Here is an 18934-nt window from a genome sequence, read left to right on the forward strand (position 1 = left end):
ACGATTTTTATGCAAAAGGTATGTATTATCGCTGAAGCAGGCGTAAATCATAATGGTGACATAACAACTGCTAGAAAAATGGTTGATGCTGCTAAAAAAGCTGGTGTTGACTATATTAAATTTCAGACATTTGTGCCAGAGAAGCTAGTTTCCCGTTATGCTGAAAAGGCGGAGTATCAAAAAGAGACAACTGACTCCGCCGAATCCCAGTTGGATATGCTAAAAAAGTTGTCATTATCCAATAATGAATTTGTGTCTTTAAAAGCGTACTGTGATGAGATTGGAATAGGCTTCATCTCTACTCCTTTTGATTTGGAAAGTATTGATTTCCTGGAAAAGTTGGAAATGGATTTTTGGAAAGTTCCATCCGGCGAGATTACCAATTTGCCATATCTTGAAAAAATAGCCGGAACGGGGCGCAAAGTTATTCTTTCCACAGGTATGAGTGATATTCAGGAGATTAAGGAGGCTGTCAAGGCCTTGGAGAAAGGCGGTACACCGGAAATAATTCTTCTTCATTGTAATACGCAGTATCCTACCCCATTTGAAGATGTAAATTTATCAGCTATGAATACTATTGCTCAGGAGACGGGCAAGCCTGTTGGTTATTCTGACCATACCAAGGGGATTGAAGTACCTATTGCTGCGGTGGCTATGGGGGCAACAGTTATTGAGAAACATTTCACTTTGGATAAAACGCTGGAAGGCCCTGACCATAAGGCTAGTCTTGAGCCAAATGAGCTTACACAGATGGTAAGTGCTATTCGGCACATAGAAAAAGCTGTAGGTACCAGTATAAAAGGAACTACAGCTTCTGAAGTTGGCAACAAAAGCATTGCTAGAAAAAGTATTGTTGCGGCATGTAAAATTGTCAAGGGTGAAATTTTATCAGAAAAAAATATAACCACCAAACGACCTGGGAATGGTATTTCTCCAATGAAATGGTATGAGATTATTGGTAAAGTTGCTCCAAGGGATTTCAGTGAAGACGAGTTGATAGAACTATGAAAAAGATAGCTGTAGTTACAGCAACAAGAGCTGAATATGGACTGCTGTCGCCTGTTATAAAGAAATTGCGGTCGCTTGAGAGTGCAATGTTTAAGGTCGAGTTAATCGTGACGGGAACCCATCTTAGTGAACATTATGGTATGACTATCGATGATATTGATGACCGTATTGACCATAAAATACCTATATCAGTGCAATCAGCTTCTTGTGCAGACATTTCCTCTAATCAGGCAGAAGCTTTGGTTAAGTTCACGGATTTGTTTGCGGCAGAAAAATATGATGGTATTGTTATACTTGGAGACCGTTATGAAATGCTTGCTGTAGCTATTGCGGCCGGTAACACCCATACCCCAGTTTTTCACCTGTGCGGTGGTGACACAACAGAAGGTGCCTTGGATGAATGGATTAGACACTCCATAACCAAGATGAGCTATCTCCATTTTGTTACCAATGAGGACAGCAGGAAACGGGTTGTTCAGCTTGGAGAAAATCCTAATCGCGTTTTCAATTACGGTTCTACCAGTATTGACAACATACTCAATGTTGCTGATATGACAAAAGCTGAAGTGTTACAGAGTATTGGCGTGGATGATTGTAAATATGCTCTTTGCACCTATCATCCGGTAACAATGGAAGATAGCTGTGTTGATGGACATATAGAGTCTTTCCTTGCGGCGATTAAGTCTTTCCCACAATTGCAGTTCATTGTAACCAAATCCAATGCGGATCAGGGCGGTGCAAGGATAAATGAGCTGTTGGATGAAGCGGAAAAGAGAATAGATAATCTTCATGTGTATACTTCTCTTGGGGTGAGGAGATATCTTTCACTGATGAAATTCGCTGAATTTGTTCTGGGCAACTCATCAAGCGGGATAATTGAAACCCCAGCCTTCCATGTGCCAACAGTGAATATTGGTGATAGGCAGCGCGGTCGTTTACAGTCTGAAAGTATAATAAACTGTGGTGAAGATACTTGTAGTATTGCCATAGCTATAAATAAAGCAATGTCTGCTGCTTTTAGAGCAGTGTGTGATTCAGTTGTCAGTCCATATGGTGCTGGGAATACTTCTGAAAAAATAGCTAAGAAGATTCATGAAGTTGTCAACATAGATAATATAGATCTTAAAAAGAAGTTTTTTGACATTGAGGCAAATATATGAAAAACATTGCGATTATTCCAGCCAGGAGCGGTTCTAAAGGCTTGAAGAATAAAAATATAAAACTGCTAAATGGGAAACCGTTAATGTGGTATTCTATTCAAGCAGCTATAAAATCTGACTGTTTTGATGAAGTAATGGTATCTACAGATAGCGCAGGGTATGCTGAAATAGCAAAAGAATGTGGTGCAAATGTGCCATTCCTAAGAAGCGCTAAAGAATCCACAGATACGGCATCATCTTGGGATGTTGTTAGAGAAGTACTTGCTAATTATCAAGACGAGGGAAAAGTTTTTGATAATGTGATGTTATTACAGCCCACATCACCTTTACGCACAGATAAAGATATTGTGGGGGCGTTTAATCTTATGCAAGAAAAAAAAGCCAGCACCATCATTGGGGTATGTGAAACAGACCATTCTCCGTTGTGGTGTAACATTTTGCCTGAAGATGGTAGCTTAAATGGATTTATTCGACCTGAAGCAAAAAGTGCCTCTGGGCGGCAGGGATTACCAACTTATTACCGTATTAATGGAGCTATATATTTGACCAAAGCAGTATCTGATATTGGCAAAGATTTGTACAATAACCATTGTTTTGCATATATAATGCCTCGGAATCGTTCAATAGATATTGATACCGAACTTGATTTTAAAATAGCAGAGGCCCTTCTGAAATAATGGGATTACTGTTGGTTATAGAGATGTTAAGTAACAATCTAGTTCTTTTTCTGTCTTTGGAACAAAGAATTTACCTCTATAATTTTTGGTAAGCTTGTCATAGAGGGTAGTCAGAGCCGGATTGATATTTTGTGGCATCATCAAGTGGTGTAATAATATGTATTTATTTCCATCATTTTCATTGCCCAAAACTGCGTGATGCATAATAACAGAGCTGGAAAAAGGTGTTATGAAAAGCGTATTTTTTATACGATAATTTGCACTTATCAGTTCAAATGGGAGGTTTTTTTCAGCTAACACTTTTACATTAACATCGTGGTATTCACCCAGCATGGTTGTAGCATGTCTGGGATGAAATTTTATGTATGCTTCCCGCTTAGGCATGCCCCCGATTACTTTTTTAAATAGCCTAATTTCTTCATCGTACAATACACTATTTTTTATATGCTTTTTATAAGAATTAGCGAAAATAGTTTTTCTCAGTTTACCGGCATTGCTTAAATAAGGTGGCATTTTTTGAAAACCCTGATCACACATAATTATTGCATTGTTAATTTCAGTATGTGGTAAATCAGAGGCTTTAAATACTGCGTTAATAGTGTCAATGAATGCAGTTTCATCATGGTTGATTTTAGGAATTTTAACAGTACTTTTTATTGCTTCTCTATATATGGCATTATTTGGCTCATATAGATAGGCAGTATCAGCTTCAATTTCATCAATATCCATCCTAAGATATGAGCCAGCCCCTTCGTCAAGTAAATTGAATTTACAACCTTCGGGCTGGTTTTTTAAGTGACTAATTAACGACCTATATACTGTGCCATTAGTGAAGGCAAACACCTCGTCATAGGCAATGGTTTTGATTTGATCGAACCCTTTTATCCTTTGGGACAAGATTTCTTCGCTTCCCCAAAATTTTTGTCGCATGTTATCGTAACATAGCTTTGAGCTGTTCTGCAAAGCTTCAAATATTCCCATTCGCTGTTCGTTATTTTGTAAATCCCTTATATATTGATGGACTCCTTGCAGTTCATCTATAAATGAGTAAATGTTTCTAAATTGATTTGTCCCCTTAATTCTATCTATAAGATCTTTATCCTCAGGATGACGGTTATGGACTAAAATGTCAGCTGTATCATCCTTTAATAAATGATATTTAATATTTATGGCATTTAATAACTGAAATTCAGTATCACAAACAAATAAACAAATCACACTAATTTCCTCCTAAGCATTGGTTTTGACAGCGTTCTGAGATAAAACCACAGAAATAGTGTATAATAATTAGTATGTTAATACAACAATTGGTCGTGAATTTTATTTATAGAAAAATGGAGAGGATGTTATGCGCCTACTATTGGCTAATTTTACGAAAATGGTTGGAGATACTGGAGGCACAGCCAAAGTACATTGTAACTTTGCCAATGTTATGCAGCAAAGAGGCTATGATGTAGCCATGGTTTATCAGGACCACAAACAAGGGGCTTGCTTTTTCCCGGTAAATAAGGAAGTGCGTCAATACAATATATGCCATTATGATGGTCATGATTATACTTTGCCACTAAGCTATCGTATTCGACGTGAGATGGTTCGTGGATTCAGCAAAAAAATGGCTGCCACTATAGGTGATGAATTTATAGAGAATTATTTGTTGGATAATGTTCGGGCAATTTTGGAAAAGGAACAACCTGATATTATCATTGCTTTTCAACCTGCAGCTGCCAAGGTATTTCTGCAAGATTTAAAGACAGATATTCCTATTATTCTCATGTGTCATGGGGAGGCGGAGGACTGGTTTCATAATTATCCCGATAAGCAGGTACAGGCTATAAAGGATTGTGATGTGGTACAGGTATTGATGCCGTCCTTTAAGAAAGCAATTACCAGTAGATATCCGGATACTAAGACAGTGGTCGTTGGCAATGTTGTACCACAGTTCGAAAAAGAAGATATTGGTTCCCATACTGGACGCCATAAAATTACCTTTATTGGTCGTTTGGCACGCAAACATAAACGACCTCATTTATTAGTGGAGGCATTTATTCCATTAGCTTCAACTTATACGGATTGGGATGTTGAAATCTGGGGAAATGAGGATAGCCGAGGATATATTAAGGAAATGCAGGTCAAGATAGATAGTGCAGGTTTGCAGGATCGCATAAAAATTATGGGGACAACCCATGATGTGGAGTCAGTCCTTAGGCAGGGCGATATTTTTGTTTTCCCTAGTGCCTATGAGGGGTTTGGACTTACTATTGCTGAAGGCATGAGTGTGGGACTCCCTGCTGTGGCCTATGCCAGCTGCCCAGCTGTAAATGAACTAGTTCATGACGGTGTAGATGGTTTCTTGGTTGAAGATGGTGTGGAGCCATTGCGGGAAAAGATAGAGCTGTTAATGTCAGATATGGACCTTCGTGTAAAAATGGGTGCCGCAGCCCATGAGGCAATGAAGGAATACAGTGATGATAAAATCTGGGCTACTTGGGAAAGTCTTATTCAAGAAACAGTGAATAAAGCGGATAAATAAGAGCAAAAAACAAGCTGCTATCACATAAAAGTGATTGCAGCTTGTTTTTATATTGCTAATATTCAATTACTCAAACACAGGTCTCTTCACAATCTTATGTCCAGTGATGATTTCCTTCCGTTTGCAGTGTGGGCATTCGTTTTCAATAATGCCAGTGTAGCCACACACAGGGTCACGGTCAACAGGGTGGTTAATGGAGAAGTAGCCCATGTTGGCATCGTGCATGGCACGAACCAGAGCCTCAAAGGCCTTCACATTCTTGGAAGGGTCGCCGTTCATTTCTACATAAGCGATATGCCCCGCATTTTCCAGCTCGTGGTAAGGTGCCTCGATGCGAATTTTATCCAAAGCCTTAATGTCATAATATACAGGCACATGGGAGCTGTTGGTCATATAATCTCTGTCGGTAACTCCCGCAATTTTGCCGAATTTCTTGCGGTTTGCCCGTTGGAACTGACCGGCAGTGGACTCGGCTGGAGTACCAAAGCAGGTCCAGTTCATACTTTCTGCCTTGGTATATTCATCAGTCTTCTGACGGATATGCCCCACGATTTCCAGCCCCAGCTTCTGGGCCTCCTCAGACTCGCCGTGATGCTTGCCGATGAGAGCCACCAGGCACTCAGCCAGACCACAGAAACCAATGGAATAGGAAGCGTGCTTCAATACTTCCTCAATGGAGTCGGTATTCTTCAGCTTATCGCTGTCCATCCAGATACCCTGTCCCATAAGGAACGGATAGTTATAGACGTGCTTATGCTTAATGGTCTGCAGTCTGAAGAGAAGATAGTCGTGGCTAATCTGAATGTATTTATCCAAGAGGCACCAGAACTTATCCATATTTCTGTCAGCCTCCAGGGCCAGCATAGGCAGATTAATGGTGGTAAAGGAGAAGTTACCCCTGCTGCCCACCTCGCTAGGGCCATTTACATTACCAATAGTGCGGGTACGACAGCCCATGGTGGCAATTACGCTGTTGTAGTTGCCAGGCTTGTAGTACTGGAGATTATATGGAGCATCCACATTTACGAAGTTAGGGAACAATCTTTTGGCAGAGGTCTTGCAGGCCTGCTGGAAAAGATCATAGTTAGGATCCCCAGGATTGTAGTTAACCCCGGACTTAAGCTGGAATACGGAAATAGGGAAAATAGCGGTTTCACCATTACCCAGACCGCTCATAATAGCGTTCATAACCTCCCGCATGGCAAGGCGTCCCTCAGGAGAGGTATCCATACCATAGTTAATGGAGCTGAATGGCACCTGGGCACCAGCGCGGGAATGGAGGGTGTTGAAATTGTGAATCAGTGCCTCCATAGCCTGATGGGTTTCCTCAGTGGTATCATCACAGGCCAAGCGATAAATATTGGCAGCATCCAGCCTTAACTCCGGACTGGTCTCCATAATATCTGCAGGCAGCACCTTGCCCAGGGCTTCAGTAATAGCCTTAATGTTATCTTCCGTTGCTATTGGTTCACCATCGGTAAAGGTGCAGCGGTCGTAGTCCATAGCTGCCATAAAGGCCTTACGGAATTCCTTGGCAGCGATTAACTTTTCTCCGCCAAAACGATAAAGGCAGGCCTTGTAGGCTTCATCCGCAATAGCCTTTTTAAAGGTCTTGCGCACACCCTCAGCCATGGCGTAATCAAAGGCGTTGATGGACTGGCCACCAAACATATCATTCTGGTTGGACTGAATTGCAATACAGGCCAAAGATGCGTACGCGCGGATGGAATTTGGCTCACGCAGGAAGCCGTGGCCCGTGGAAAAGCCACCATGGAACAGCTTCAGCAAATCAATCTGACAGCAATTCAGGGTAATAAGGGAGAAGTCCTTGTCGTGGATATGGATATAATTTTCTCTGTCGGCCTTGGCAAATTCCTCAGGCAACATATAGTTATCCACGAAATGCTTGGCACCCTCGGCACCTAATTTAAGCATAATACCCATTGAGGCGTCGGTGTTTATATTGGCGTTGTCACGCTTCATGTCTGAGTCCACAGCATCAGCGAAGAAAATATCCCTGTAGCTGTTCATCAGATGCTTCTGGGCCTCACGGCGATTAGCATGACGCTGGCGATACATGATGTAGCGCTTGGCTATCTCATAGTAATCCTGCTCCATGAGGGTCTTCTCAACAATATCCTGAATATCCTCTACGTTAATATTTTCCCAGTTCTCAATGGCGGACTCCACCTGGTCCACCACTTTCTGAATATCCCTTGTAGATAAGGAATCATTTACAGCCTTGCTGGCTCCTGCAATGGCGTTAAAAATTTTGGAGGAATCGTAGTCCACCACAACGCCGGAGCGCTTTATAACATGCTTTAGCTTCATATATCAACACATTCCTTTCATGTATAGCCTTCCTCCTTGGGGAAGGTCCCTCCACAGGAGGGGGATGAGGTTCAAAAAACTATCCTATATAGAATATACCAAACAACAATGAATAACAATTCTTGATTTTTTACCGTGTTTGTGCTAGACATTCGTGGTACAATAGAATAGAATGTATAGGCTAACTATAATAGCTTTTTATTACTATTTTAATATACATAAACAGAAATAATGTAAGGAGTGTGCTGAGCAATGTTTAAGAAAACCAAAATCGTTTGTACCATGGGTCCTACCACCGATAAGCCTGGAGTTATTGAAGAACTGATGAAAAACGGCATGAACTGCGCCCGTTTTAATTTTTCCCATGGCGACCATGCAGAGCAGCTGGGGAGAATCGAGAAAGTTCGAGAGGCGGCCCGACACACCGATACCATTATTCCGCTTCTGTTAGATACCAAGGGTCCTGAGATGCGTCTTGGTTCCTTTAAGGATGGTAAGGTTCAGCTGGTCAAGGGCAACACCTTCCGTCTCACCCAGTCCGATGAGCCAGGTGATGAAACTGGGGCTCCTATCAGCTACAAGAATCTTTATCAGGAGGTTAAGCCAGGTGACACCATTCTTCTTTCTGATGGTCTTGTGGGGCTTAAGGTAAAAGAGATTGATGGTCAGGATATTGTTACTGAGATCCTCAACAATGGTCCAATGAGCACCCGTAAGCGCGTGGCTGTGCCAGGAGTAGCCATCGGTTTGCCGCCAATTTCCGAGCAGGATGAAAAGGATATCCTCTTTGGTATTGAGCACGACATGGACTTCGTGGCAGCTTCCTTTATTCAGCGTGCCAGCGATGTGGAGGCCATTAGAAAGCTCATTAAGGACAATAACGGCCACATGGAAATTATTGCCAAGATAGAAAATCTTGAAGGCGTAAAGAATATTGATGCCATTATCGCTGCTGCCGATGGTATTATGGTAGCCCGTGGCGATTTGGGTGTGGAAATTCCTGCTGAGGATGTTCCTGTTATTCAGAAGGATGTTATCGCCAAGTGTAACAAGGCCGGCAAGCTGGTAATCGTGGCCACTCAGATGCTGGAGTCCATGACCAGCAATCCTCGTCCAACCAGAGCTGAGGTTTCCGATGTTGGTAATGCAGTATTCGATGGCACTGATGCCATTATGCTCAGCGGTGAAACTGCCAGTGGTGATTACCCAGTAGAGGCTGTGCAGACCATGAGCACCATTGCCAAGCGCATTGAGGAGTCCATCCATTACGAGAACCGCTTTATTACCAAGGGTATGGAGCATAAAAAGAGTATCACTGATGCAGTGGCCCATTCCACTGTACAGCTGGCCTACGAGCTGGATGCTACTGCTATCATTACTCCAACTGAGACTGGCTTTACCACTCAGATGGTTTCCAAATATCGTCCACAGGCAACTATTATAGCCTATGCTTCCACCTCCAAGGTGGCCCGTCAGCTGAACCTTCGCTGGGGTGTACAGCTGGTTAACGGCCGTATCTGGGATGATGAGCCAGACCGTACTGGTGCCTCCATTGCGGCAGCCCTTCGCTCCGGTTTAGTCAACAAGGGTGATATTGCCGTGGTAACCTCTGGTATTAACATGAGCAAGGGTAACAACACCAACAAGATTCAGATCAGAACCATCGACTAATACATCTCTTGTATTTAATCATATATTGTGTTATGATATATCGAAGTTGATAAACTATATATACTTCGATGAAACGCTATGAGGTAATTTTTCCTCATAAAAATGAGGAAAAATTTGAACAATTGCGTTATACTATACTTTGAGATGGAATAGGAGGTCCGTAGAGTGCTTACGGTTTTGATGGTAATAGATGCATTGGTAGCTATCGTTCTGATTGGTTCAGTGTTAGCTCAGTCTCCAAAGTCTGCAGGTATGGGCCTGGGCGGCGGTAGTGACACAGTATTTAGCAGCAGTGCCCGCGGTATGGATGCACTTCTGGCAAGAGTAACTGTGGTCTTTGCGATTCTTTTTGCAGTAATCACTTTGGTGATTGCCAAGATGACCATGTGATTTGACACAAGGCGCTTACTATCCATCATAGTTTCTATGGTAGGTAGTAGGCGCTTTTTCTTTTTTGAAAGGATAACCAGCATGATTATTAACGGCGGCGAGCCTTTCTTCTTAAAGGGAGGCCCACACGGCATACTTTTAATTCACGGTTTCACCGGAGTTCCGGCAGAAATGCTTTTGTTGGGCAGATATCTTAATGACAAGGGATACACCGTACTGGCAGTGCGTCTGGCCGGGCATGGCACCACCACCGAGGATATGGCTCACATGACCTCGGAGGATTGGTATGATTCCGTGTGCGACGGTTATTCCATATTAGCTTCGATATGTGAAAAAATCTCTGTGGTGGGACAGTCTATGGGGGGCCTGCTCAGCATTCTTCTTGCCGCCAATGCCAGCGTAAAATGCTGTTGTACCTTGGCGGCTCCCATATTTATTCACGAGGATAAGCAGCTTTATCGTTTGCCGGCCAAGGAATATTGCAAAAATAAATACTGGCCTAAAAAGAAGCGGATGCATTTCGATGTGCCTCAGGTGTGTAATGCTTCCTACGGTGAGTACCCAATGGTGTCCGTACATGAGCTTCTGGATCTTATTGACAGAACCAAGCGAGAACTGCCAAGGGTAAAGTGCCCAATGCTGGTGATGCACAGCCACGGTGACCATACTGCCCGTGACCGTAGTGCAAATAAGATTTATGATTTGTCCGGAAGCTATGAGAAGGAACTGATATGGCTGGAGGAGTCCGGGCATCTGATAACCATAGGATGTGAGCGGGACAAGGCTTTTGAGTTGGTGGATGAGTTTATCCGTGAGCATTCATAAATATATAATGATTTAAGAAAGATAAATTATGAAGAGAAAATTACAACATAAGAAAATAGATAAGAAAATAAAACAAGTAAAGAACCAAATAACACATAGGGAGCCGATGGCAGAGGAGCTGGTTACAGGCGTTCTGTCCTTGTCCTCCCGTGGCTTTGGTTTTGTTACCCCTGAGGGAAAGCAGAAAAATGAGGATGATATCTTCATTTTGAAAAGTGGCCTTCATACCGCCATGAATGGCGACACCGTGCAGGTGCGCCTCTTTCCACAGTATGCCGTTACTCCCGGACGTTCCAAGGAGGGAGAGGTATATAAAATTATTAAGCGGGCCAACAGCAAAATCGTTGGTATTTTTTCCGCCAGCCGTAACTTCGGCTTCGTTTCTCCGGATGATACCCGTATAAGGGAGGATATTTATATTCCTTTAGGTCAGTTTTTGGGGGCCAAGACCGGTGACAAGGTGGTAGTGGAGGTTTCCCAATGGCCTGAGGGCGGCAAAAAGGCTGAAGGCCATATTGTGGAGGTGCTGGGAAAATCTGGTGCTCCCGGTGTGGATATCCTTTCTATTATGCGTCAGTATGATTTGGCAGAGGAATTTCCAGATGTTGTTCAGCAGGCTGCCAATGCTGTGGAGCAGTCCATAAATGCAGAGGAGCATATTGGCAAAAATGGCCGTGAGGATCGCAGACATCTTAAAATTGTTACCATTGATGGCGAGGATGCCAAGGATCTTGATGATGGCGTCTACGTGGAAAAACACGATGATGGCAGCTTCTTCCTTGGTGTTTATATAGCGGATGTAAGCTGGTATGTGCGGGAAAATCAGCCACTGGACATTGAGGCTCAGGCCAGAGGCACCTCTGTGTACCTTGTGGACCGTGTGGTGCCAATGCTTCCAAGGGAGCTTTCAAACGGTATTTGCAGTCTTAATGCAGGGGTGGACCGCCTGTCCATGGCCTGTGAAATGGAGATCAGCCCTGAGGGCAAGGTAACAAAATACAAGATTTTGCCGGTGGTGGTTCATGTATATCGCCGTTTGACTTATACCTTGGTAAACAAGATTTTGGTGGATAGGGATAAGGATTTCTGTCAGGATAATGAGGATATTTTGCCACTTCTTTATAATCTGGAAGAGGTGCGCAATGCCATGTACAAGTATCGCCATAATCGTGGTGCCATTAACTTTGAGGTACCGGAGATAAAGGTGAAGCTGGATGAAAATGGCAGGGCTGTGGGCCTTAAAAAGCGTGTCAGCAATCTGGGTGAATCCATTGTGGAGCAGTGTATGCTGGCGGCTAATGAGACTGTGGCAGAGCACATGTGCCGCCGTAAGCAGCCATTTATGTACCGTATCCATGAAACACCTGAGCCAACGAAAATCGAGGCATTAAATCGCCTTATGGGTACTTTTGGACTGCATTTAAAGACCTCTGCAGAGGGGAATATCCGTCCAAAGGAGCTTCAGCTTGCCCTTGAAAAAATTGCGGGGAAGCCTGAGGAAAAGATTTTGGGCACTGTATCTCTCCGGTCCATGCAACAGGCAAGATATGCTGCAGAAAATGAAGGACATTTCGGTCTTGCTGCCGAATACTATACACACTTCACTTCTCCTATTCGTCGTTATCCCGATTTGATAGTACATAGATTACTGCGGGAGAGCTTCCCAACAGGGAGTATTCCAAAGGGGCGCCGGGAGCAGCTGGTTAAGAAGCTGCCGGAAATGGCGGAGCATGCCTCTAAAAGGGAGCGGGTGGCAGTATCTGCGGAGCGGGATACCACCGACCTTAAGAAGGTAGAATACATGGAGCGGTTCGTGGGGGACACCTTCGAAGGGGTTATCAGCAGCGTTACCGGCTTTGGCTTCTTTGTGGAGCTGGATAACGGCGTAGAGGGACTGGTTCACATGACCACCCTGAAGGATGACTATTACGACTATGTGGAAAATCGCTACGCTTTGGTGGGGAATCATCATCATCGCAGCTACCAGTTAGGTGATACGGTTGAGGTTATTCTCGTACGGGCCAGTGTTGAGGAAAAAGCACTGGATTTTGTGGTAAAGGATAATTGCGACCCACGGGCCATAAATATGGAAAATTCCTCTGGCAGAAAAGCCAAGGAAAAAATCGCTAAAGGAAGCAAGGCTGGTAAAAAAACTGCAAAAACTGAGAAGAAATCCAGTAAGAAATTTGACAGAAAAAAGCCAGCTAAGGAGAAGAAAAAGGTTGAAAAGACTACTTCTGATAAACCTAAAAAGAAGACTAAGATTAATAAGAGAAACAAACATGATCATAAAGCTGCTAAACGACGCAAGAAGCGGGATATTATAGCGTAAATCTAACTTTTGAGGAGAGCATGGATGCTTTTTAATACATATGAGTTCATTATTGTTTTTTTGCCTATTGTTTTTGCCGGATATTATCTAATCGGGCGAAAATCATGGCAGTGGGGGATGTACTGGATTGTTGTTGCGTCATTAGCATTTTATGGCTATTGGGATATTAGATATGTGCCATTGCTCATGGCGTCAATACTTTTCAACTATTTCATGGGGCGTAAGATAGAAGCAGGATTTAATCGCAAGAAATGGATTGTTGCTGGCATTTGTGGTGATGTTGCATTACTTGGATATTTCAAGTATACAGCCTTTTTTCTGACTACTATAAATGATGTCCTGGGAACAGAATATTTTTGGGTTCCTGAGATTATTTTACCTTTGGGTATTTCCTTCTTTACCTTTACTCAGATTGCCTATCTGGTTGATGTTTATCGTGATGATGTTCATAGTGCCAATTTTGCCTCGTATTGTGAATTCGTTACTATTTTTCCACATTTAATTGCGGGTCCAATTATTAATAATCGGGAAATGATACCGCAATTTATTTCAGAGGAAACCTATAAAATTAATTATGATAATGTTGCCAAAGGCATGACCTTGTTTTTTTTAGGACTTTTTAAAAAGGTGGCAATTGCTGATAGCATAGCCCCATGGGTAAATGAATATTTTTCCCGTCCAGACAGCCTTCTGCCATTAGAAGCGTGGTTTGCTGCCATTGGTTATACTTTTCAGCTATATTTTGATTTTTCCGCGTACTCTGAGATGGCCATAGGTCTTGGACTTATGTTTAACCTGCGCCTTCCACGGAATTTTGATTCACCCTATCAAGCCACCAGCATTATTGATTTTTGGCGACGGTGGCATATGACATTGGGACTTTGGGTTAAAAATTACCTTTATATTCCCATGGGGGGCAATAGACATGGCTTCATTAGCAAAATGCGTAATTTGATATTGAGCATGCTTATTATTGGTTTATGGCATGGCGCTGGTTGGACATATATTTTGTGGGGTGGAATACATGGTGTGTATTTAGCTGTTAATCATTCATGGCGCACACTGAATTTTTCGTTGCCACGGATTATTGCTTGGCCTATAACCTTTATTGCCGTTGTTATGGCTTGGGTTTTTTTCCGTGCAGACAGTGTGGGCAGCGCATTGGAAATTATTTCCTCCATGGTTGGAATCTTTGATGGTTCGGTAGTTGGCTTGGTTTTCCATGGACCGACTGGGGTTCGCGTTCGTATGCTTGTGGCATTTGCAGTTTTACTGCTGTTTTGCCCCAGTGCACAGCGTTTGGTGGAAAAATATTACAGCCCCAATAAAGTCTGGCTGGCAGTGACTCTGTTGGCTGGATTTGTGTCCTTTTATTTCTTTTCCCATATATCTGATTTTTTGTATTTCCAATTTTAATGTGAGGATATATAATGACTTCCAAAAAGTATTGTTTGGCACTTTTTTTAGTAATAAGTGTGTTTTTTATAGCCAATATGGTTCTTTGGCAGACTGTATCCAGTAATTCTTTTTATGATGAAGATGGCCATGGTGATCTCAGTCGTATGGGCATGATAAACATGACCAGTTCATTGACCCATCCTATTGAATATCCCCAAAAGCATATAGAGTATAGTGAGGTGGCGGATAAATTAGAGCAAACTCATGTAGATATTTTAACTATCGGAGATTCCTTTTCTAACGGTAGTGGGGGAAATTATTATCAGGACTATATATGCTCTGAATATGGTGTATCGGTTATGAATGTTCCATGCCGGCCGTATAATGATGCTTTAAAAACATTTTATATTTTAAAAAATACCGGGCTGTTGGAGCAGATAAAGCCCAGGGTAATTATTTTAGAGTCCTTAACGGCTAATATGAAAGAGCGTTTTGGCATGAAGGAACCAGAGCAGTATGATTATACTGTTGAGGGCTTTAATCAGGCCCAGATGGCTGGACGGATAAAGGCTGATGTACAAGCGCAAATTGCTGAGGAAAAGCTCGCTCCCGGGATTATGGTAAAAGCCAATGCTGAATTCATAAAGTCGTGGCTCAGACGAATGACCAACGATGATGATTACCGGTTTAATGATGCTGTAGGTATTTGGAAGCTTAATATAAGAGCCTTTTCCAATCCAGGCTGGGAGGATAAATTACTGTTTCCTTTATCCAATGCTAATGTGCGATTTGAAGAGCAGGTTGTTTATAACATTAACAATAACTTAAATGATGTGGCAGGTTATTGCGAAAAACAGGGTATAAAGCTGATTTTGTTGCCGGTATCGGATAAATATGATGTCTATTCACCTTATTTTGCATCGCCACCTTCAGACTGGAGGGAAAATACCGTAATTAATGATTTGAAAAAACTGTCCCATCGTTATGCTATTATAGATACAACAAATTCCTTGCGTAAGGTAATAGAGTCATCCGACAGAAGTGAGTATACCGATTTATTTTGGGCAGATGATATGCATTATTCTTGGAAAGCTAATCAGATTATAGTTAAAGAAATAATGCAAAATATAAGTAATTGAGATTTATATTATTAGAGGTACCAATGGGAAGAAAAAATGCAGGAATGAAAATAGTCTGCGAAAACCGCAAGGCTCGTCACGATTATTTTATCCATGACACCTTCGAGGCAGGGCTGGTCCTTCAGGGAACCGAAGTAAAATCTCTCCGCGAAGGCAAGGCTAACCTTAAGGACAGCTACGCTGAAATCAAAAATGGCGAAATATTTATTGTGAATATGCACATCAGTCCGTACGATCACGGAAATATTTTTAATCACGACGAACGCAGGCCCCGTAAGCTTTTGATGCATAAACAGGAAATAATAAAATTATTTAGTAAGACCCGTGAGAAGGGTTTTACCATAGTTCCGTTGAAAATATACTTTGTTAAGGGCAGAGCGAAAATTGAAATTGCTCTGGCAAGTGGAAAACATAATTATGACAAACGGCAGGATCTTAAGGATAAGGCTGTAAAACGAGACATCGAGCGCGATTTACGCAATAGATGATATTTTTTGATAGGGGTAATTTCTTGAAGCGTTGGGCGAAGTGCGTTAAGAGACTATTTTTTGCATACTTACACAGCGAGAAAACATCCATTGTTTGAGCGAAGCGAGTTTGGATTTTTCTTGCTGACTAATTGAAAGCAAAATAATAGTTTTAGCACTGAGTCCCTTGCTGAAAGAAATACCCCTAATAAAAGAAACCATATACAGTAAGAGGGGGCATTATAAATGTTGCAGAATATAGCCGTACTCACCAGCGGCAATGACTGCCCAGGCATGAATGCCTGTATTCGGGCAGTAGTCCGCACAGCAGTCCATCAGGGTGTCCATATTTGGGGTGTCCACAACGGTTATAGGGGACTTGTTAATGATGAGATCGAGGAGCTCACCACCCGCAGTGTGGGAGATATGATTCAGCGTGGGGGTACTTTCTTGGGGATTGCCCGCAGCGGAGAATTCTTTGAGGAGGATGGTCGTCGTCAGGGCTATGAAAATTTAAAAAAGCATGGTATTGAAGGCCTTATCGTTATCGGTGGCAGTGGCAGCATCAAGGGTGCCGCCACCATGAGCAAGGAATTCGGCATGCCGGTTCTCGGGATTCCGGCCACCATTGAAAATGACGTGTGGGGCACGGATTACACCATTGGCTCTGATACAGCGGCCAATACAGTGGTGGATGCAATAAATAAGCTCCGCGATACCGCCTGTGCTCATCGTCGCATAGTCCTTATTGAGGTAATGGGCAAGACCTCCGGCTGGCTGGCCATGACAGCTGGTATCGCCGGTGGTGCTGAGTATGTATTGGTGCCTGAAACCAAGTCCAATATTGACCAGATTTGTGAGGAAATCCGTGCAGATTATGCCAAGGGGAAAAAGTATAGTCTGTTGGTGGTTGCTGATGGTGCCCTGAAGGGAATGGGCGTCACCACCACAGAGTTGGGCAAGCAGATTCAGGAGAAAACTGAGATTGACACTAGAGTTACTGTTCTGGGACATATCCAGCGGGGCGGCTCCCCTACTGTGGAGGACCGCATAAATGCCAGCATGCTGGGGGAAAAGGCTGTACTGGCAATGATTGAAGGCAAGAAAGATGTGGTAGTAGGATTCGATACGGGGGTTGTGGTAGAGATTCCTATAGATGAGGCCACTAATAACAGAAAGACTCTGGATACAGAGTTTATCAGACTTTCCAAGGTGTTAGCTTAAAAATTTAAATAAAAAAGAATGGAATAGGATGAAAGAGAGGTTTACTATTTCACAAGGGGGAAACTTAAGTGAACAATTTAAAGGTAACAGTCAAGATTTTGATTTTGGTAGCAATCAGTATTGTAGGCATGTTGTTTGTGGGGTACAGGGGGTATTCTTCCATAGACAAGGCCGCGGTGGAGCTGGATTTTCTTTATGCCAGAGAGCTCCAGAGCGTAAATATGCTGGGTAGCTGTACTGAGAAGATGAGAACCATTCAGGTTCGCTCCATGCAGGCCATTGCTGATCCATCCCGCTGCGATGAGGTTAAGAAGTCACAGGCCAAGGATATTGCTTCCTTTGATGAGGAGATCAATGAATATGCCGCATTGGTAAAGGACAACCCAGCAACTGATGCCAAGGTCAAGGAAATGATGGGGACATGGAATAAGTTCAAGACATCTCTGCCAGCAGTAATTGATGCTGTTAAGGCTGGCGGCTCCGAGGCTGGTACTGCTGAGTACAATCGTGCTGGTAAGGATGATACCACCAAGCTGCGTGACCAGTTGAAGGCTTTGACCAAGGATGCAGTGGAAGAAGCTGCTGCCGTTAATGCCGCCAACCAGGAGGCCAGTGCAAGCTCTACCCGTACCATGATTCTCAGCATTGTAGCGTGCTTCGTATTATTGCTCTTCGTAAGCCTGTATATTATCAAGGAAATTAAGGCTCCACTTACGGAAATGATAGAGACCTGTAATCGCCTTAAGTCCGGTAATTTCGTAATTCAGGGCCAAGCTTCTTCCCGTGGTGATGAGTTCGGTGATGTAGAGCGCGCTCTCTTCGAAATGTCCAAATCCGTAAATTCCTTCCTCAGTGAAGTGGCCAAGAGTGCCGAGCAGATAGCCTCTGCTTCTGAGGAGCTTACTGCCAGCTCCATGCAGTCTGCTGATGCAGCTGTATCTGTAGCCCAGTCCGTTACTGGTGCTGCCGAAATCGTTGAAAAGCAGCAGGGCGCTGTGGACAAGGGCAGCTCTGAGGTTACAAAGATCAGTGATTCCGTAGAAAACATTAGCAAAGAGGCTGAGACTGTGGCAGATAAGTCCAGACAGGCGGCCGAGAAGGCTTCTGCTGGTACTGTGGAGGTTGGTAGCTCCGTTAAGCAGATTCATAGCGTGCGTCAGAGCTCCGAATATGCTTCTCAGCTGGTAGACAAACTGGGTGAGCGTTCTCAGGAAATCGGTGCCATCGTAGATACTATTTCCGATTTGGCTGGCCAGACCAATTTGCTGGCATTGAATGCCGCCATTGAGGCAGCACGCGCTGGTGAACAGGGCCGTGGCTTCGCCGTAGTAGCAGAGGAAGTCAGAAAGCTGGCAGAGCAGTCCGGAGAGGCAGCTCAGCAGATTGCCCAGCTTATCAGTGGAATTCAGAATGATACCAGCAAGGCTGTGGATGCCATGGCCAAGGGTAACGATGCCGTTATCGAGGGCACTAAGTCTGTTGAAGGCCTCAGCCAGGTATTTGATGAAATCGCCGGCATTGTAAATCAGGTCAGCGACAATGTAAATCAGATGGCCGAGACAGTTCAGACCGTTGCCCGTCAGGCCGAGGGCATCACCGGTGAAATGCACGAAATCGATGCCGGTGCCCGCCGCGTAGCTGACGAAATGCAGTCCGTATCCGCCGCCACCGAGGAACAGTCCGCATCCGCCGAGGAAATCGCCTCCGCATCTGATGCATTGGCCAAGTTGGCACAGGATGTACAGACTGTACTGAGGAAGTTTAAGTTTTAAAAATATAAAG

The 18934-nt window shown here is 43.4% G+C and carries 15 protein-coding genes; 13 read left to right on the forward strand and 2 right to left on the reverse strand.

Going from position 1 to position 18934, the window contains the following annotated elements; translation table 11 throughout:
* The first annotated feature begins 9 nt into the window (after positions 1 to 9).
* From neuB to T355_RS0105255, 3 genes are read left to right on the forward strand one after another with little or no spacing between them, the layout of a single operon-like run.
* Positions 10 to 1008, forward strand: a complete 999-nt coding sequence (neuB, locus tag T355_RS0105245; protein ID WP_027396837.1) for an N-acetylneuraminate synthase — start codon at positions 10 to 12, stop codon at positions 1006 to 1008.
* Positions 1005 to 2168, forward strand: coding sequence for a UDP-N-acetylglucosamine 2-epimerase (gene neuC, locus T355_RS0105250; RefSeq protein ID WP_027396838.1), 1164 nt, complete (start codon positions 1005 to 1007; stop codon positions 2166 to 2168). Before neuB ends, neuC begins: the two co-directional genes overlap by 4 nt.
* Complete coding sequence (locus T355_RS0105255) at positions 2165 to 2845, forward strand: cytidylyltransferase domain-containing protein (RefSeq protein WP_027396839.1); 681 nt, start codon at positions 2165 to 2167, stop codon at positions 2843 to 2845. Before neuC ends, T355_RS0105255 begins: the two co-directional genes overlap by 4 nt.
* A 15-nt stretch (positions 2846 to 2860) precedes the next feature.
* Here T355_RS0105255 and T355_RS0105260 read toward each other — a convergent pair whose 3' ends face one another.
* The gene (locus T355_RS0105260) at positions 2861 to 4063 is read right to left on the reverse strand and encodes a hypothetical protein (protein ID WP_027396840.1); all 1203 of its coding nucleotides are present in this window, start codon (positions 4061 to 4063) and stop codon (positions 2861 to 2863) included.
* Between the two features lie 130 nt (positions 4064 to 4193).
* Here T355_RS0105260 and T355_RS0105265 point away from each other — a divergent pair, with 130 nt between their 5' ends.
* Complete coding sequence (locus T355_RS0105265; RefSeq protein ID WP_027396841.1) at positions 4194 to 5375, forward strand: glycosyltransferase; 1182 nt, start codon at positions 4194 to 4196, stop codon at positions 5373 to 5375.
* Positions 5376 to 5441: 66 nt separating this feature from the next.
* Here T355_RS0105265 and T355_RS0105270 read toward each other — a convergent pair whose 3' ends face one another.
* Complete coding sequence (locus tag T355_RS0105270) at positions 5442 to 7706, reverse strand: anaerobic ribonucleoside triphosphate reductase (RefSeq protein WP_027396842.1); 2265 nt, start codon at positions 7704 to 7706, stop codon at positions 5442 to 5444.
* A 252-nt stretch (positions 7707 to 7958) separates the two neighbouring features.
* Between T355_RS0105270 and pyk the strand changes: the two genes are divergently transcribed.
* The 9 genes from pyk (at position 7959) to T355_RS13640 (ending at position 18924) form a co-directional block, all read left to right on the forward strand.
* On the forward strand, positions 7959 to 9377 hold the full coding sequence (pyk, locus tag T355_RS0105275; protein WP_027396843.1) for a pyruvate kinase: 1419 nt from the start codon (positions 7959 to 7961) through the stop codon (positions 9375 to 9377).
* Positions 9378 to 9557: 180 nt separating this feature from the next.
* Positions 9558 to 9767, forward strand: coding sequence for a preprotein translocase subunit SecG (gene secG, locus T355_RS0105280; protein ID WP_037329902.1), 210 nt, complete (start codon positions 9558 to 9560; stop codon positions 9765 to 9767).
* An 81-nt stretch (positions 9768 to 9848) separates the two neighbouring features.
* On the forward strand, positions 9849 to 10592 hold the full coding sequence (locus tag T355_RS0105285; protein WP_027396845.1) for an alpha/beta hydrolase: 744 nt from the start codon (positions 9849 to 9851) through the stop codon (positions 10590 to 10592).
* Positions 10593 to 10620: 28 nt separating this feature from the next.
* Positions 10621 to 12924: a ribonuclease R gene (gene rnr / locus T355_RS13635; protein WP_071997168.1), complete on the forward strand. Its 2304-nt coding sequence runs from the start codon at positions 10621 to 10623 to the stop codon at positions 12922 to 12924.
* A gap of 24 nt (positions 12925 to 12948) precedes the next feature.
* On the forward strand, positions 12949 to 14340 hold the full coding sequence (locus T355_RS0105295; protein ID WP_027396846.1) for an MBOAT family O-acyltransferase: 1392 nt from the start codon (positions 12949 to 12951) through the stop codon (positions 14338 to 14340).
* 14 nt (positions 14341 to 14354) lie between these two features.
* The gene (locus T355_RS0105300; protein ID WP_027396847.1) at positions 14355 to 15461 is read left to right on the forward strand and encodes a hypothetical protein; all 1107 of its coding nucleotides are present in this window, start codon (positions 14355 to 14357) and stop codon (positions 15459 to 15461) included.
* Between the two features lie 23 nt (positions 15462 to 15484).
* Positions 15485 to 15949: an SsrA-binding protein SmpB gene (gene smpB, locus T355_RS0105305; RefSeq protein WP_027396848.1), complete on the forward strand. Its 465-nt coding sequence runs from the start codon at positions 15485 to 15487 to the stop codon at positions 15947 to 15949.
* A 225-nt stretch (positions 15950 to 16174) separates the two neighbouring features.
* The gene (gene pfkA / locus T355_RS0105310; RefSeq protein WP_027396849.1) at positions 16175 to 17152 is read left to right on the forward strand and encodes a 6-phosphofructokinase; all 978 of its coding nucleotides are present in this window, start codon (positions 16175 to 16177) and stop codon (positions 17150 to 17152) included.
* Between the two features lie 68 nt (positions 17153 to 17220).
* The gene (locus tag T355_RS13640) at positions 17221 to 18924 is read left to right on the forward strand and encodes a HAMP domain-containing methyl-accepting chemotaxis protein (RefSeq protein ID WP_051555390.1); all 1704 of its coding nucleotides are present in this window, start codon (positions 17221 to 17223) and stop codon (positions 18922 to 18924) included.
* Positions 18925 to 18934 lie beyond the last annotated feature (10 nt).

Origin of the sequence: Anaerovibrio lipolyticus LB2005 (assembly GCF_000621545.1) — a bacterium.
Classification (GTDB): Bacteria; Bacillota; Negativicutes; order Selenomonadales; family Selenomonadaceae; genus Anaerovibrio; species Anaerovibrio lipolyticus_A.

Bases quoted from the DNA above. Each gene is read 5' to 3' on its own strand.
- neuB (WP_027396837.1), top strand. From the start codon at position 10: ATGCAAAAGGTATGTATTATCGCTGAAGCAGGCGTAAATCATAATGGT.
- neuC (WP_027396838.1), top strand. From the start codon at position 1,005: ATGAAAAAGATAGCTGTAGTTACAGCAACAAGAGCTGAATATGGACTG.
- T355_RS0105255 (WP_027396839.1), top strand. From the start codon at position 2,165: ATGAAAAACATTGCGATTATTCCAGCCAGGAGCGGTTCTAAAGGCTTG.
- T355_RS0105265 (WP_027396841.1), top strand. From the start codon at position 4,194: ATGCGCCTACTATTGGCTAATTTTACGAAAATGGTTGGAGATACTGGA.
- T355_RS0105270 (WP_027396842.1), bottom strand. From the start codon at position 7,706: ATGAAGCTAAAGCATGTTATAAAGCGCTCCGGCGTTGTGGTGGACTAC.
- pyk (WP_027396843.1), top strand. From the start codon at position 7,959: ATGTTTAAGAAAACCAAAATCGTTTGTACCATGGGTCCTACCACCGAT.
- secG (WP_037329902.1), top strand. From the start codon at position 9,558: ATGGTAATAGATGCATTGGTAGCTATCGTTCTGATTGGTTCAGTGTTA.
- T355_RS0105285 (WP_027396845.1), top strand. From the start codon at position 9,849: ATGATTATTAACGGCGGCGAGCCTTTCTTCTTAAAGGGAGGCCCACAC.
- rnr (WP_071997168.1), top strand. From the start codon at position 10,621: ATGAAGAGAAAATTACAACATAAGAAAATAGATAAGAAAATAAAACAA.
- T355_RS0105295 (WP_027396846.1), top strand. From the start codon at position 12,949: ATGCTTTTTAATACATATGAGTTCATTATTGTTTTTTTGCCTATTGTT.
- T355_RS0105300 (WP_027396847.1), top strand. From the start codon at position 14,355: ATGACTTCCAAAAAGTATTGTTTGGCACTTTTTTTAGTAATAAGTGTG.
- smpB (WP_027396848.1), top strand. From the start codon at position 15,485: ATGGGAAGAAAAAATGCAGGAATGAAAATAGTCTGCGAAAACCGCAAG.
- pfkA (WP_027396849.1), top strand. From the start codon at position 16,175: ATGTTGCAGAATATAGCCGTACTCACCAGCGGCAATGACTGCCCAGGC.